This is a genomic window from Caldithrix abyssi DSM 13497, assembly GCF_001886815.1.
Lineage (GTDB): Bacteria > Calditrichota > Calditrichia > Calditrichales > Calditrichaceae > Caldithrix > Caldithrix abyssi.
The window spans coordinates 150,538-167,297 of sequence record NZ_CP018099.1; the positions used below are offsets into that span (position 1 = coordinate 150,538).

Annotated in this window: 11 protein-coding genes; 8 read left to right on the top strand and 3 right to left on the bottom strand. The window is 46.8% G+C overall.

Translation table 11 applies throughout. From position 1 onward, the window contains the following. Positions 1-34 precede the first annotated feature (34 nt). The 3 genes from Cabys_RS00615 to Cabys_RS00625 are packed head-to-tail and all read right to left on the bottom strand — an operon-like array spanning position 35 to position 2,793. Positions 35-499 carry a FlgD immunoglobulin-like domain containing protein gene (locus Cabys_RS00615; RefSeq protein WP_006927454.1) on the bottom strand — a complete coding sequence of 155 codons (465 nt, stop codon included), beginning with the start codon at positions 497-499 and terminating at the stop codon, positions 35-37. A 43-nt stretch (positions 500-542) separates the two neighbouring features. After that, complete coding sequence (locus tag Cabys_RS00620) at positions 543-1,310, bottom strand: hypothetical protein (protein WP_006927452.1); 768 nt, start codon at positions 1,308-1,310, stop codon at positions 543-545. Between the two features lie 25 nt (positions 1,311-1,335). Further along, positions 1,336-2,793: a hypothetical protein gene (locus Cabys_RS00625; protein WP_006927451.1), complete on the bottom strand. Its 1,458-nt coding sequence runs from the start codon at positions 2,791-2,793 to the stop codon at positions 1,336-1,338. A gap of 625 nt (positions 2,794-3,418) precedes the next feature. Between Cabys_RS00625 and Cabys_RS00630 the strand changes: the two genes are divergently transcribed. The 8 genes from Cabys_RS00630 (at position 3,419) to Cabys_RS00665 (ending at position 16,752) form a co-directional block, all read left to right on the top strand. Next, a complete protein-coding gene (locus Cabys_RS00630) occupies positions 3,419-9,622 on the top strand; it encodes a tandem-95 repeat protein (protein ID WP_071961245.1) in 6,204 nt (2,067 codons plus the stop codon). Positions 9,623-9,998: 376 nt separating this feature from the next. Beyond that, a complete protein-coding gene (gene cdd, locus Cabys_RS00635) occupies positions 9,999-10,388 on the top strand; it encodes a cytidine deaminase (protein ID WP_006927447.1) in 390 nt (129 codons plus the stop codon). Then, complete coding sequence (gene udk / locus Cabys_RS00640; RefSeq protein WP_006927446.1) at positions 10,385-11,029, top strand: uridine kinase; 645 nt, start codon at positions 10,385-10,387, stop codon at positions 11,027-11,029. The genes cdd and udk overlap by 4 nt, the downstream gene beginning before the upstream one ends. 8 nt (positions 11,030-11,037) lie before the next feature. Then, on the top strand, positions 11,038-11,619 hold the full coding sequence (locus tag Cabys_RS00645; RefSeq protein ID WP_006927445.1) for a thymidine kinase: 582 nt from the start codon (positions 11,038-11,040) through the stop codon (positions 11,617-11,619). Positions 11,620-11,624: 5 nt separating this feature from the next. After that, a complete protein-coding gene (locus tag Cabys_RS00650) occupies positions 11,625-12,950 on the top strand; it encodes a NupC/NupG family nucleoside CNT transporter (protein ID WP_006927444.1) in 1,326 nt (441 codons plus the stop codon). Positions 12,951-12,963: 13 nt separating this feature from the next. Beyond that, on the top strand, positions 12,964-14,700 hold the full coding sequence (gene sppA / locus Cabys_RS00655; protein WP_006927443.1) for a signal peptide peptidase SppA: 1,737 nt from the start codon (positions 12,964-12,966) through the stop codon (positions 14,698-14,700). 14 nt (positions 14,701-14,714) lie between these two features. Further along, positions 14,715-15,533, top strand: coding sequence for a purine-nucleoside phosphorylase (locus Cabys_RS00660; protein ID WP_006927442.1), 819 nt, complete (start codon positions 14,715-14,717; stop codon positions 15,531-15,533). An 88-nt stretch (positions 15,534-15,621) separates the two neighbouring features. Next, a complete protein-coding gene (locus Cabys_RS00665) occupies positions 15,622-16,752 on the top strand; it encodes a hypothetical protein (protein ID WP_006927441.1) in 1,131 nt (376 codons plus the stop codon). Positions 16,753-16,760: the final 8 nt, after the last annotated feature.

A 16,760-nucleotide genomic window follows, 5' to 3' on the forward strand; every position in this document is an offset into this window, starting at 1 on the left:
TAGCCTCCTTTGATTGGCCGTTTATTCTTCTGGACTATTTTACTAATATCATCTTTTTGGAAATGCGCTCATTACCAAAAGTTACCTGGTAAATGTATAATCCGCTGGCTACTTTATTTCCCTGTTTATCGCGTCCATTCCATTTTACTCTGTGCTTGCCTGCCCCTTGATTTTCAGAAACAAGAGTTTTTACCAGCTGCCCAACGAGATTATAAATCCTGATTTCCACTTTGCCATTACGGGGTAGTTGGTACTCGATAGTCGTACTGGGATTGAACGGATTAGGATAGTTTTTCAATACCTTAAACGTTTTTATTGCCTGAACAATTCGCTGCGCGTCTTCAATATCCGTAACGCCTTCAAAGATGATTTTTTGAATTTCTGCTACCGGAAAGTTAATCACGCTGCCATTGTTTAAATGTAATTCCAGCGTATAATTTTGCGCAAAAAGAGATGGGGCCAGCAGAAAAAAGATGGATATTAAAATTTTTTTTAACATATTGTTTTCTCACAATTAATTTATTCCACTCATAAATAGGTTGTTATTTAACTCTGTAAAATTTTTCATAATTTTTACCTAAGTAAAGTTTATCATTGTAAAAAATGTACATCATATAAGATTTATTTTGAGTTGTTTCATCCCACCAGATATAAAAGGATTTAGAATCTATTATGTCTATTTTTAATGAATCAACATGGGCCCATTCATTGGGCAAGTTCATTGAAGCTGTCATTGTTTTAGATTTTAATAATAAATTATTTGTAAAGAGATATTTAAAATGCAAATATTCGGAATCAGATACTGTTATGTAATAATGGAATGCACTATTTATTAGAGTTCCAGATTCCCCTGAAATCTGTGTTAATTCTGTTGTAGCTTCGCCGATATCTTCCGTACTAAACTCAATGTGATCATCATCTATTTTATTATAGATGATTTTAAGATTAAGATTAATATTTTCATGTTTTGTATCATTTCTTTCGAAATAAGTAATAACCAAATCAAATAAATTTTCTGAAATGATAGAATAAGTGCCTTTTATTATTTCAGAATAGGTCTCCTTATCAGACGGATTATTTATATCATGTCCTTCAAAGTAAAAAGATCTTTCAAAGTTTTCGCCATCAAATTTATAGATATATTTGGATATTGTATAAATCCAGTCTCCATCGATTTGATTTGTTTTTTCTAATTTCCATTCTCCATTCAAGAAATTATTATTTTTATACCCAAGAGCATTTTTATCCCTAGTGCAGCTTAAACTGATGAGAAAAAAGAATAGTAAAAGACTAATTAGAATCCTTTTCATTGTTTAAACCTTTCTAATGTTATTTTTAATTAACAATACTTGTTCCATTTTGATCAACCTTCAAAATTAACGGCTTAGGATTTTTATCCCAAGAATCCGCAGGATCAACTACCCCATCACGCTCCTCATGCCAATTGGAAACGGTTACATTATCTGCTTGTGTAATTATGGTAATGACTGGTCCAATAAATGACCATACGGAATAAGCATTAAATTCAATTTTATTGGGAATTGTTGAAAAATCAAACTCTTCCGTGCCACAGCAATATGTTCGTGACACTACTGTTGTTCCATTTATTTTTATAGAACTTGAATTACTATTGTCATTCCAAGCATCTGCAAAGGTACATATTCTTTTAGGATTTGTAATTTCAATATCAAAATACCGCTTTCCAGAAAAATTAAGATCCCATACATCTTTAGGAGCCATTGAAAAATGTGAATTTCGCCATTCGGCAAATTTTTTTTCATTTTCCGGAAACCAACTGTAATCTGCTTGTTGATGAATAATTCCAGATAAAACGATAGAAATTGGGAAACTCAGGCCGTTTAACAGACTCGAATATTTACTACATAGGTATTTAAAATCTATACTGTGCGAAGGCCCGCCACTAGTACATCCCTGTTCATATAAATATCCATATTCATATTGCAAAATACGTGTAATAAGAAAATCCCAAAAAAAATACTCTTTCAAGTCTTTAAAATCATAAGGAACATCATTCGTATAATAACTTCCTTTTGTCCACTTATCAGAAGGACTTCTTGTATCTATTGCCTTACATCTTTTTCTGAAACTTAATATAGTGAAAAGGTGTTCATAATTTTCCGTGATGCAATAGGCTTTTACAGAAAACTTACCTTGATTGGATAATTTAAATACTAATTTTACATCTTCAGGGAATTCAGCAGGTTGAATCCAGCTAGCAACTGGCACATTATAAGAAGATAAACTTTCTTCCCACTCTACATTGTTATCATTTATCTTCCCATTAACGATACTATTTACACCTTTTAAATCTACCGTAGCTCCCGTTTCCACTTCAAAAAATATTGTATTCGGCTCCACCGTTGTACTCCCCCAATTCACTGTCACCCCTAAGTTGCCAGTCAAAAAGGTTACGTTGATGGTCACGTTTACCGTTTGTCCGGCTTTTACCTCGCCTGTGCCGGAGCCGGTGGCAATGAGCGTGGTGTCTTCATAAACCCAAACCTCAATCTGATAAACGCCCACTTTTAAATCCGTAAATGTGCCGCTGGCGCTTTCGCCGTTGATGGTTAAATCCATGCTGTCGGTAAATGTGTTACGCGTGATTTTTACATGCACGCGCGTTACGTTGTAGCCATTTTCTGTGGCCGGCTTTAATAGCATGTTCACTGAAAGGTCGGACGTCTCCTGCGGTTCGGTGGGGCTGCTTTTGTGGGAACAATGAATCAAAAAACTGAGGGTTACAAGGCTTAAGATTAAAAGTAAATGACGCATTTTATTCCTCTTTCAAACGAAACGCTTATTAAATATACTCTCAATTTTAATGCCAAAAATTTTAGCCTGTTGATTTTATTATGGTTACAAAAATAAACGCCTGAAATCGTGCCTTTTTTTGTTTCACCAATGCAACGTTTTGGGGTATTGTTTGTTGCAATTATGAAACGCAATTGGGTTGTCCGAAAGCTTTATTTGACAGGGAGAATCATATTTCCTCCAGGTAATGCCAGGAAAAATGCGTTGCATTGGTGCAATGCGCAAAGTGCTTAATGTTTGTAATGCGTAACAAGTGACAGGTTAAAATTAAAGCGTAAACCACTCGCCCCAATTCGTTATTAAACGCCATTTTTTCATTAATTTCGCAGACCATCGTAAAAAACCTGTGACACTATCAGCTAACCATTAAACTATTTAACTATTCAACTAATTAACCAACTACCATCTCCCCAGCCTTTTTTCGCCCGGGGCACAATGCAAGCCGGGCCAATGATTCCCGTCCATGAATCGCGCTTCTCCAGCCGTTATTTTGATTTAAAACATAACCGCTTAATTTAAATTTTCATTAAATTACGGATCAATCGGGAAGGAAGGTTCTTTCAAAAATTATTGATTGGAAAACATCATGAAACGATTTACATTATTCATACTACTCATCGGCTTTGTTCTTCCCCTGAGGGCTCAAACCAGTTTTTTTTATTACCAATACCGGAATCAGCAAATTGAACTCTACCCCTTAAAAGATCAGCTTGCGGTTGAATTTAAATCTTCCATCAGCCGTCAGCAAATGAAGGCCATCCTGCAAAAGTACCTGTTCCGTTTTGAAATAGACCACCCGGTATGGGAACGAAACATGCCGCTGGTGCGACTCAATCAAATCATTGATCAACAACAATTGCTCGATCTCATCCAGCGTTTGTCGGCCGATCCACAAATCGTGCTGGCCACGCCTATTTTTCGAAGGGCAGGAAGCGCCGTACGCCAGGCGGTTAACCGAACGTTTCTGGCGCGTTTTCATCCCGACGTCACTTTAGAACAAATCCAGCGCATCAATCAAGAAAATGGCGTGGAAATCGTTAAACCCTTGCTGGAGAACACCTATCTTTTACGCACTGTGCCGGAACAAAAATGGAACGGCCTGGAGGCGGCCAATTTTTACACCGATTTACCAGAAGCGCTCTACGCCCAGCCTAATTTCATCTACCTGAACTGGGAAACCCTCAACTACGATGTGAACGACCCCCTGTGGCCGCAGCAGTGGGCACACAAGAACACCGGGCAATCGGTAGTAACGGCTACCAAAGACAACAGCCTGCCTGCTTATGTAAACGGTTACCCCGACGCCGACATCGATGCAGACCAGGCCTGGGATGTGCTGATGAATCATGGTCTGGCCGCTGGCGGCAGTCCGGATATTCTGGTTGCCATGTTAGATAGCGGCGTCGATTTAGACCACCCCGATCTGGCGGACAACCTGTTTAGCAAAGGGGTAGATTACACGCCGGATAACGGCAGCGACGCCAACGACATTCAGGGTCACGGCACCAGCACGGCGGGCATTGTGGCGGCCATTGGCGACAACGGTCTGGGCGTGTCCGGCATTGCTTTCCGCTCTAAAATCTTGCCCTTAAAAGTGTTTACCGTTTACGGCAGCGCCGACGATGCGGGCTACGCCGAGGCCATGGATTACGCCTGGCAACATGGCGCCGACGTCATTAGCAATAGCTGGAGTGGCTCTTCGCCCAGCCAGGCTCTGGAAGACGCCATTCAGCGGGCTAAAACACAGGGCCGCAACGGTAAGGGCTGCGTGGTGGTCTTTTCCAGCGGCAATGGCGGCAGCGGCAACGTCAGCTACCCGGCTTACCTTGACAACGTTATTGCCGTTGGCGCTTCTAACATGTTCGATGAGAAAAAGAATCCCGGCAGTCAGGATTATCAACGTAGTTGGGGTGGCAATTACGGCCCGGCGCTCGATCTGGTGGCGCCGACCATTGTTTACACCACGGATATTGCCGGCGTTGATGGCTATGTGGATGGCGATTATTTTGATCACTTTGGCGGCACTTCCGCAGCCTGCCCACACGTTTCCGGCGTGGCCGCTCTGGTGTTGGCGGCAGACAGCAATTTGACGGCCGCTCAGGTGCAGGACATTTTACAGCGTTCGGCGGACAAAATCGACCGCTACGCCTTTGATGAAAACGGCTGGAACGAGCATGTGGGCTACGGACGGGTCAATGCTTACAAGGCGGTTCAACTGGCCTTTAATGAAAATGGCGACGGGCCGCTTATTTCGCACACCATGCTTCAGCCGACCTCCAGCGTGGACCCGCCAATCGTTTCGGCCATCATTACCGATGCCGACGGTCTGGCCAGCGGCGAAAATCAACCGGCCCTGTTTTACCGCACCATTTTTCAGGGCGACACCAGCACCTGGCAAAAAGTCATTGATGAAGACGGTCCCACCGGCAACCAGTACGATTTTACCATTCCAGCCCAGAGCTGGGGTAATCTGGTCGAATATTACATCACAGCAACGGACAACGCAGCCCAGCCCCGACAAAACACCTACCCGTTTAAAGGCGATTTGCTCACTCTGCCGCCCAAATTTCTAAAATTTTACATAGGAGATTTCGCCACTCAGACCTACGCCAGCAGCGACGTACCGGTAAACATCAATGACGACAACATCTTTTTTACCTCCACGCTGAACATTCCGGACGACCGCCCAATCGTTGATTTGAACATGACGCTAACCGTTTCGGGTTTCATTAACGATCTGGCGCTGGCCCTGGAATCGCCAGCGGGAATCGCCAGCGGGCCGGCCAGCCACAACGGCGACGGCCAATCGGAATACCAGAACACCAAATTAGACGACGAGGCCGCAACCCCTCTTTACCAGGGCGCCAGTCCCTACACTGGAACCTTTAAACCGGACAACGCCCTGTTCGTCTTCGACGGCTTAAACGCCAAAGGCGTCTGGACGCTCAAAGCCTTTGACGACACCTACTACAACAACAACTCGACCATCGAAAGCTGGGATTTGGAAGTCACCTATTTAAAACCGATCAATCCGCCCGTGGTTTCGGACATCCCTGATCAAACCATTGAAGAAGGGCAGAGCTTTACCTCTTTTGATCTGGACGATTACGTGACAGACGCCGACAACACAGACGACGAAATCACCTGGACTTACAGCGGCAATCAGGATTTAATTGTGTCCATCGATCCGGTTACACACGTTTGTACGATTTCTGTGCCCAATGAAGAATGGAGCGGCTCGGAAACCATTACCTTCACGGCCACCGACCCTTCTTTACTTTCCGATTCCGATTCGGCCACGTTTACGGTAACTCCGGTGAACGACCCGCCGGTTGTCTCGGACATTCCCGACCAAACCATCGACGAAGGTCAGAGCTTTACGCAAATCCATCTGGACGATTACGTTTCGGATGCGGACAATGCCGACAGCGAAATGAGCTGGACGTACTCTGGCAACAAGGAACTCATCGTGTCCATTGACGCCAATCGCGTGGCTACCGTCAGTACGCCGGACAGCAACTGGAACGGCAGCGAAACCATCACCTTTACGGCCACCGATCCCGGCGGCCTTTCCGACAGCGACCCGGCTACCTTCACGGTTAATCCGGTCAACGATCCACCCGTAGTTTCAGACATTCCCGATCAGACCATTGATGAAGGACAAAGTTTTACTTCGTTTGATCTGGACGATTATGTGAGCGATGTAGATAATAGCGATGCGGAAATAAACTGGTCGTACAGCGGAAACGTACAATTAACGGTTTCAATTGATCCCGCAACGCACGTCTGCACGGTTAGCGTGCCCGATTCCGAATGGAATGGCTCGGAAACCATAACCTTTACCGCTACCGATCCGGGTGGCCTTTCCGACAGCGACCCGGCTACCTTCACGGTTAACCCTGTAAACGACCCACCGGTGGTTTCGGACATTCCGGATCAGACCATCGACGAAGGTCAGAGCTTTACGCAAATCAATCTGGACGATTACGTTTCAGATGCGGACAATGCCGATAGCGAAATAAGCTGGACGTACTCTGGCAACAAGGAACTCATCGTGTCCATTGACGCCAATCGCGTGGCCACCGTCAGTACGCCGGATTCCAACTGGAACGGCAGCGAAACCATCACCTTTACGGCTACCGATCCCGGCGGACTGAGCGACTCGGACACGGCCCGTTTTACGGTCAATCCGGTGAACGACGCGCCCAAAATCACTTCCACGCCGGACACCATCGCCATTCAGGATCAGCTCTACCAGTACCAGGTAACGGCCGAAGACCCGGATTCCAACGAAACCTTGACCTACAGTCTGCTCACCGCGCCGGCCTTTTTGAGCATTGACGCCCAGACGGGGCTGATCAGCGGCACGCCGACCAACAGCGACGTTGGCCTTCATCCGGTTTCCGTACAGGTGAAGGACAGCCAGAACGCCACGGATCAGCAGGATTACAACTTAACGGTCAAAAATCAAAATGACCCGCCGGTGGTTTCGGACATTCCGGATCAAACCATCGACGAAGGTCAGAGTTTTACGCAAATCCATCTGGACGATTACGTTTCGGATGCGGACAATGCCGACAGCGAAATGAGCTGGACGTACTCTGGCAACAAGGAACTCATCGTGTCCATTGACGCCAATCGCGTGGCTACCGTCAGTACGCCGGATTCCAACTGGAACGGCGCGGAAACCATCACCTTCACGGCCACCGATCCCGGCGGATTGAGCGACTCGGACACGGCCCGTTTTACGGTCAATTCGGTGAACGACGCGCCCCGAATCACTTCCACGCCGGACACCATTGCCATTCAGGATCAGCTTTACCAGTACCAGGTAACGGCCGAAGACCCGGATTCCAGCGAAACGTTGATCTACAGCCTGCTCACCGCGCCGGCCTTTTTGAGCATCGACGCCCAGACGGGGCTGATCAGCGGCACGCCGACCAACAGCGACGTTGGCGTTCATCCGGTTTCGGTGCAGGTGAAGGACAGCCAGAACGCCACGGATCAGCAGGATTACAACTTAACGGTCAAAAATCAAAATGATCCGCCGGTGGTTTCGGACATTCCGGATCAAACCATCGACGAAGGTCAGAGTTTTACGCAAATCCATCTGGACGATTACGTTTCGGATGCGGACAATGCCGACAGCGAAATGAGCTGGACGTACTCTGGCAACAAGGAACTCATCGTGTCCATTGACGCCAATCGCGTGGCTACCGTCAGTACGCCGGATTCCAACTGGAACGGCGCGGAAACCATCACCTTCACGGCCACCGATCCCGGCGGATTGAGCGACTCGGACACGGCCCGTTTTACGGTCAATCCGGTGAACGACGCACCCAAAATCACTTCAACGCCGGACACCATCGCCATTCAGGATCAGCTTTACCATTACCAGGTAACGGCCGAAGACCCGGATTCCAACGAAACGTTGACCTACAGCCTGCTCACCGCGCCGGCCTTTTTGAGCATTGACGCCCAGAGTGGTCTGATCAGCGGCACGCCGACCAACAGCGACGTTGGCGTTCATCCGGTTTCCGTACAGGTGAAGGACAGCCAGAACGCCACGGATCAGCAGGATTACAATTTAACGGTCAAAAATCAAAACGACCCACCGGTGGTTTCGGACATTCCGGATCAAACCATCGACGAAGGTCAGAGCTTTACGAAAATCAATCTGGACGATTACGTTTCGGATGCGGACAATGCCGACAGCGAAATGAGCTGGACGTACTCTGGCAACAAGGAACTCATCGTGTCCATTGACGCCAATCGCGTGGCTACCGTCAGTACGCCGGATTCCAACTGGAACGGCGCGGAAACCATCACCTTCACGGCCACCGATCCCGGCGGATTGAGCGACTCGGACACGGCCCGTTTTACGGTCAATCCGGTCAACGACGCGCCGCGCATTGTGGACGCGCTGCCCGACCTTTTTCTGTCAGAAGATGACAGCCTTTTTGTGCCATTTTCCTTCTGGCATCCATTTGTGGAAGATGCGGACACGCCGGACAGTCTGCTGCAATTTGCGCTTACCCAGGGAGCGCAGGTCAAAAGTAAAGTGCTGAACGACGGGCACCGCCTTTTTGCCGATGCGGACTGGTTCGGCATCGATTCGCTCTTCTTAAAGGTCAGCGATGGAGTTAATCTCGATTCCGGCAGGGTTATGGTTCATGTGGCGGCGGTTAACGATCCACCGCAAATTGTGGGTTTCCCGGACAGTCTTACCTTTTTTAAAGGCGATTCATTAAAACTCCTGCTGACGCCTTTTGCCCGCGACGTCGATTCACCGCTCGAGAAGCTAAGCTGGCAGTTCAGCCTTTCCGATTCGCAAATTGCCTGGGACTATTCAGCGCAAACGCAAACCCTTACGCTGTGGACAGACACTTTTTCCGGATCTGCCTATTTGTTTGCCAGGCTCATCGATGACAGCAGCGCTTTTGATCAGGATACGGCCGTGGTGGCGGTGAAAGACACGTTGACCGGCCTGCAAGATCTGGCGCGCAAGCCATTGGATTACCGCCTATTTCAAAATTTCCCCAACCCGTTTAATCCTGCAACAACGATTTCATTCTACTTGAAGCAGAGCGCGCTTGTTCGACTTGAGTTTTTTGATGTGCGCGGTCGAAGCATTTTGCCAACACACGAAAAATATTTTAGCTCCGGTCAACAAAAAATTAATATTGTAGCCACCTATTTGCCATCGGGTGTGTATTTTTATCGTCTAACGGTTTTGCAAAATGAGCGCATTCTTTTTCGAAAAATAAAGAAGATGATTTTGCTGAAATAAAATGATGGGCGGCGGGCGGTGCTTGCAGGAATCGATCCTGTTTTAAGGGTTAGAGTGCAAAATTCGGGCGTTAAGCATTAATGAGTTCAGTATAAAAACCACGAATTTCACGAATGGACACGAATATATTTTATGTAATTTAAATAAAAACAATAGTCCTATTTAAATGAAAGTCGATAATAATTCCTTTTTAGAGTGGACTGATGTATTTTTTTAAAGTTTCTCTTTCCCGCATCCACTTTAATTCCCCTCTCCCGATTTTCGGAAAAGGGGGCCAGGGGGTGAGGATTACGGCACAATCATTTCAAATATTTGTTTTTATTTTATCGAGTTTCTTTTTAAATTAAAGTAATGTGAAAAAAAAAGAAGATGCGCTATGGAAAAATTAATCAAAGCTGCCCGGGAGGCGCGTAAATTTGCCCGGGCGCGCTACTCAAATTTTCAGGTCGGCGCCGCCCTGCTCACCAGAGACGGTCAAATCATTACCGGATCTAATGTGGAAAGCAGTTCTTACGGGTTAACCATTTGTGCCGAACGCGTTGCCTTAACCAAAGCGCTTTCCGAAGGCATTGATCAGTTTGAAGCCATCGCCATTGTGGCTAAGGACGGCTCATTTACTCCGCCTTGCGGCGCATGCAGGCAGTTGCTCTACGATTACGCTCCGGATATTGAGATCATTTTAAGCAACGGCAAAGATACCCAAAAATATAAATTAAAAGAACTTTTACCCCACGCATTTGACGAATCAAATCTTGGAGAGAAATGAAGCGAGGTATTCTGATCGGAATTGCCGGAGCGTCCGGCTCCGGGAAAACGCTGGTGGCCAACACCATTATCGAACGGCTGGGCTCCGATAAGGTTGTTTTAATTCAGGAAGATTCTTACTACAAAGACCTGTCAGACATTCCGCTGGATGCGCGGGCAGGGCGCAATTTTGACCATCCGGATGCGTTTGATCACGATCTGCTGGCCGAGCATTTAACCAAATTACTGCAGGGTAAAACCGTCGCCCATCCCATTTATGATTATAAAACGCACAGTCGTTTAAAAGAAACGCGTACGGTCGGCCCGCACACCATTGTCATTTTAGAGGGCATTCTGGTTTTGAATGAGCCCAAATTACGCAACCTGATGGACATCCGTGTGTTTATTGACACCGCCCTGGATATCTGCTTTATTCGCAGGCTGCAGCGGGATATCGAAGAACGCGGACGGAGTGTGGAATCTGTTATTACCCAGTATGAAAACACCGTGCGCCCCATGTATTTTCAATTCATAGAACCATCCAAGCGTTACGCCGATATTATTATTCCGCGCGGTGGAAAGAATCTGGTAGCCATTGATATTTTAACCACTAAAATCCGTTCTCTGTTGTTACAGCAGGAAAAAATTAATCTGGAGGCCTGATTTAATTTATGATGCATGTGGTACACCGGCACACGGGCTGGATCGAAGTTATTTGCGGCAGCATGTTCAGCGGCAAAACCGAAGAGTTAATACGCCGCTTAAAACGAGCGATGATTGCCAGGCAAAAAGTGGCTATTTTCAAACCGAAGGTAGATACGCGCTACAGCACAACCGAAATCGTATCGCACGACAAACAAAAAATCAAATCGATTGTGGTGGAAAGTCCGCAGGAAATTCTGGAAAAAGCATTGGAGGCCCAGGTGGTTGGCATCGACGAAGCGCAGTTTTTTGACGATTCTCTGGTCAACATCTGCCAAAAACTGGCTAACATGGGCAAACGCGTAATTATTGCCGGTCTGGATCAGGATTACCTGGGCAAACCCTTTGAGCCCATCCCGCAACTGCTGGCCGTTGCCGAATACATTACCAAAACGCACGCCATTTGCGTTGTTTGTGGCAATCCGGCCAATCACACCTATCGTAAGACCAAACAAAAAGATAAAGTCATTGTAGGCGCTTCGAATATTTACGAAGCGCGCTGCCGTAACTGTTTTCACGCTCCGGAAGAAGATGAAGAAGAGGAGAAATAAGGGTCATGTTATCAACCATTTATGATATTCTATTTGGTTTTTTCGGATTAGCTTCTTTAATCGGTATCGCCTTTTTGTTTTCTGCAGACCGTAAACACATCATCTGGAAACAGGTGATTTTGGGCATTTTATTGCAGATTGTTTTCGCCATGTTCGTTCTCTTGACGCCCTGGGGCGCCTCGGTTTTTAACTGGATTGGCCACTTTTTTGTAAAGATCATTTCCTTTACCAACGAAGGCTCGCGTTTTGTGTTTGGCGTACTGGCCGATCATAGCACGTTTGAACAGGCTTTTCCCGCGGAGCTCACCGCAAAAGGGGTCGGTTTTATATTTGCTTTTCAGGTTTTGCCAACCATCATTTTCTTTTCTTCGCTGATGTCCGTTCTTTACTATCTGGGCGTTATGCAAAAAATTGTGCAGGCCATGGCCTGGGTGATGGCTAAAACGTTAAATGTGAGCGGCGCCGAATCTATTTCTGTTGCGGCCAATGTTTTTATCGGTCAAACCGAAGCGCCGCTGGTGGTTCGCCCGTATGTGGACCCCATGACCAAATCCGAACTATTGACGCTAATGATCGGCGGTATGGCCACCATCGCCGGCGGCGTACTGGCCGCTTATGTGGGCGTGTTGGGCGGAAGCGATCCCGCGCAACAGTTATTTTACGCCAAGCATCTGCTTTCGGCCAGCATCATGGCCGCGCCGGCGACCATCGTCATTTCCAAAATTCTGATGCCCGAACGCGAAGAGTCGGTGACCATGGGCAATGTAAAAGTTCCCATTGAACGCACCTCGGTCAACGTCATCGAAGCGGCCGCCACCGGCGCGGCAGACGGTCTGAAATTGGCGTTGAATGTGGCCGGCATGCTGCTGGCTTTTATCGCTTTAATTGCCATGGTTAACTGGATTCTGAAGGGCGTTTTTACCGATATGTTGGGCCTGACCGTGCAGGGCGGACAGCCTGTTTCGCTGGAGCTGGTATTGGGTTATCTGCTCAGCCCCATTGCCTGGATTATCGGAGTGCCCTGGCAGGATGCCATTAACGTCGGTTCGTTAATCGGCGAAAAAGTGGTGTTAAATGAATTCATCGCCTATTTGCATCTTTCCAAATTGATTCCTCAGCAGGTGCTTAGCGAAAAAGCGATTATTATCTCCACCTACGCCCTGTGCGGCTTTGCCAACTTTTCTTCGATTGCCATTCAGATTGGCGGCATTGGCGGCATTGCCCCGCGGCGTGTGAGCGACCTGGCCAAATTTGGCATGAAGGCCGTGCTGGGCGGTACCCTGGCAACATTTATGACGGCAACCATCGCCGGCGTGTTAATTTCTTTGTGATGAGGTTTGGCAAATGAAAACGTTTTTTCAGGTTTTTTTAGCGGTATTTTTAAGTCTTGTAATCATTATTTTTGGCGGACTTTTTTTGTTCAGCGCGGCGTTTGATTCCTCGCCGGATATCCCGGGGCACGCCTTCCTGGAATTCCAGCTGTCGGGCGATTTACCCGATTATGCGGCTCCGGATCCGATGGAAGAAGCGCTGGGTAAAACCACGCTCGACATGAAGAAGTTTCGCGAAAACCTGGAAAAGGCGGCCGTCGATAAACGCGTTCATGCCGTGGTCATCCGCCCCGAACTTTTTAACGGCGGCTTTGCGCAGATTCAGGAAATGTACGCGCTGATTAAAAAATTTAAGGCCATAAGCGACAAAAAGGTTTACGCCTTTCTGGGAAGCGACTTCTCCTTTACGCGCGATTACTACCTGGCCTGCGCCACCGATTCGATTTTCATGCCTGCGGACGCCAGCCTTTTTTTAACGGGCGTGCGCAGCGAAGTAACCTTTTATAAAGACTTTTTTAAAAAGATTGGCGTTGAAGCGCAGTTTTTGCAAATCGCCGAGTACAAAAACGCCCCCGAAGTTTACACACGCAACACAATGTCGCCCTATCATCGCCAGGTTTTAAACGAGGTGATCGATCAGTATTTCAGCGATGTTGTTCAGACCATTAGTGAAAGCAGAGATATTCCCGCAGAAAAGGTGGAATACTTGATCAACAGGGTAAGCGGATTTTCGGGCAAAGAAGCGCTGGAATATGGGCTGGTAGATGATCTGGCCTATTACAGCGACCTGAAAACACTTTTGAAAAAAAGGCAAAAACGAATTAAAAAGCTTTCGGCTACCACCTATTCCCGTGTGTCGATCAGTTCATTAAAGATTCGCAACAAAAGCCGGGTGGCGGTGATTAACTGTGTGGGCACCATTTACAGCGGTTCGGAGAGCGACAATCCGTGGTTGGGCAAATTGTTAGGCGCAAAAACCATTATCGACAATATCCAGCGCGCGGCAAAATCAAAATCCATTAAAGCCATCATCTTACGTATCGATAGCCCCGGCGGGTCCTTACTACCTTCGGCGGCCATCTGGCGGGCCATTATGGAGGCAAAAAAGAAAAAACCGGTTATCGCTACCATTTCCGATTTAGGAGCGTCGGGCGGGTATTTCATTGCCATGGCTGCCGACACCATTGTCGCCAATCCCAACAGCCTGGTTGGCTCCATCGGAATTTTTGCCGGAAAATTCAACTTTACCGGCACATACGATAAGCTGGGCTTGAATGTGGAAGCCGTGCAAAAAGGCGAAAACGCCGATCTCTTTTCCATTGTTAGCCCGTGGAGCAAACAGGAGCTGGCCATCATTCAAAAAATTATTAAACAATCCTATCGCGATTTCGTACAAAAAGTAGCCCGGGCCAGAAAGATGTCTTTTGACGAGGCCGAAAAACTGGCGCGCGGGCGAGTGTGGACCGGCGAACAGGCTTTTTCTCTCGGTTTGATCGACACCGTAGGGACCTTTTACACCGCCCTGAAAATTGCCAAACAAAGAGCCGGCATACCGGAAGCGGAGTCGGTACGCCTGGTTTATTACCCGAAGCAAAAATCGTTTTTGAATGAAATTTTAAGCAACATTGAAACACTGGCAGGTTTAAAGGAACAAAATTTGCTCAAAGGCTTGCAGAACGCCGAACGCATCTTTACGCAATGGCAAAACAAGCCGCTGGCGTTGTTACCTTTTAGAATTGAGTTTAAATAGAGGCGAGGTATAAATTGAAAAAGAACGTTGAACAGGCAGTCGCTTACATCAGACAACACACCGATCTCAAGCCGCAGATCGGCATCATTCTCGGGAGCGGTTTGGGACCTTTTGCCGATACATTGGAAGAGAAGGTGGTCATTCCTACAGAAACCATCCCTCATTACCCTAAATCTACGGTTGAAGGCCATGCCGGCGCGCTGGTCTTTGGTAAACACGCCGGCGTAAATGTCATGGCCGTTAAAGGGAGAACCCATTTTTACGAAGGATATTCCATCCAGGATGTAACCTTTGTCGTGCGTATTATGCAGATGCTTGGCGTTCCTCTGCTCATAGTCACCAATGCCTCGGGCTCGGTTAATCCCCGCTTACAGCCCGGCGATTTGATGTTGATTACCGATCACATTAATTTTCTGTTTCAGAATCCTCTGCGCGGTAAATTGGAGTTTGGCGAGCCCCGCTTTCCGGACATGTCCGACGTTTACACACGGGAATATTTTGACATTGTGGATCAAATTGCGCTGGAACGAGGCATTGCTTTAAAACATGGCGTATTGTGGGTTACCACCGGTCCTTCTTACGAAACAGCGGCAGAGGTGAAGATGATTCGTAAGTTCGGCGGAGACTCGGTGAGCATGTCCACCGTTCCGGAGGTGATTGCCGCCGTACATGCAGGGATGAAGGTTATTGGTATCTCTTGCATCACCAATTTTGCCACCGGCATAACCGACAATAAACTCACGCATGATGAAGTTACGGAAACAGCCAATCGTGTAAAAGAGAGGTTTACGAGCCTGGTCAGCGGAATCATTGAGTCCGTTCACTTGTTCTAAGTCACTTATTCCCTTTTTTTACGATTACAGCTTGACATGGTTAAATTATTTATTACCTTTACGTTAAAGTTTAATCGCCGGAGGTAAGGTGAAAAAAATCATAAATATATTTATTGTTTTCTTTTTAATAATACATGCTTCGTTAACAGCGCAAACGATTAGCAATGATTTTACGCTGCGGTTGACTATTTTGGATGGCGAACAATTGCAAACGCTTTATCTCTCTGATGTGGATTTTCAGAATTATGGTACGGCTGAGATGATCTTTGAACTGGAAATCAGAAAAAATACGGACAGGGCGTATGAAAACTGTTACTTTCGCATTCTGTTGTCCAAAGATAATCAACCTTTAATGTCAACCATTTCGCGGCCTTTTAACATTCCGGCCAGCTTTCAATCGGATGTTCTGAACAATCTGACTCTTTCTGCCGGTACCTATCGATTTGGCCAAACGGCGGATACGGAAGTTCATTTCGAGCAAACCAATATTGAACCAGAAGCGGATAAATTAAGAGACGAAATTTTGTCTTCGGGCAAAGCGCCGGTCGGCGTGTACATTCTTACCATTGAACTCATGCAGCTTAATTCCAGCGTACCTCTGGCAAGAGAAGAAAAAATTCTCCTGAAAGCCGTTAACCCGAGCTATCTGAACCCAGTGGCGCCCGGAGCGCCCGCAGGTTCTTATCAGGTGCCCACTATTTTTAGCCAGTATCCGCTTTTTCAGTGGACCGGCAACGGCAGCGAGTTTCAGGTAATGGTTTTTGAGAAAAAGGAAATGATGCAATCGGTTGATGACATTATAAACAGCCAGCCAAATTGGATTTCGGAGCGCACCTCACAGTTCACAATTCAATATCCCCAGGCCGGCAACGCCATCCCGCTGGAATACAGCAAGACCTATTACTGGCTGGTTCGCATGTTTGTCAATACCTCTTCCGGCGAAGAGTTTGTAGATAGTGAAATCTGGCAATTCAGACTGGTAAACCCCGAGCAGGGCGCCAACCTGCAAGACCAGTTAGCTCAATCGGAACTGTGGATGTTTTTGGAACAATTGTTAGGCGCCCGTGTTGCAGACATCAAAGCCAATTTAAAGGACTTCAGCCTTAAACGTATTGTTTACAATGGCGAAGAAATTACATTGGACCAATTTTTTAATCTTTTAAGTAGTTATCGGGCCGAAAAAATTGAACTGGTGGATTTTGAGGCCCCCGAGAAATAATCCTGGAG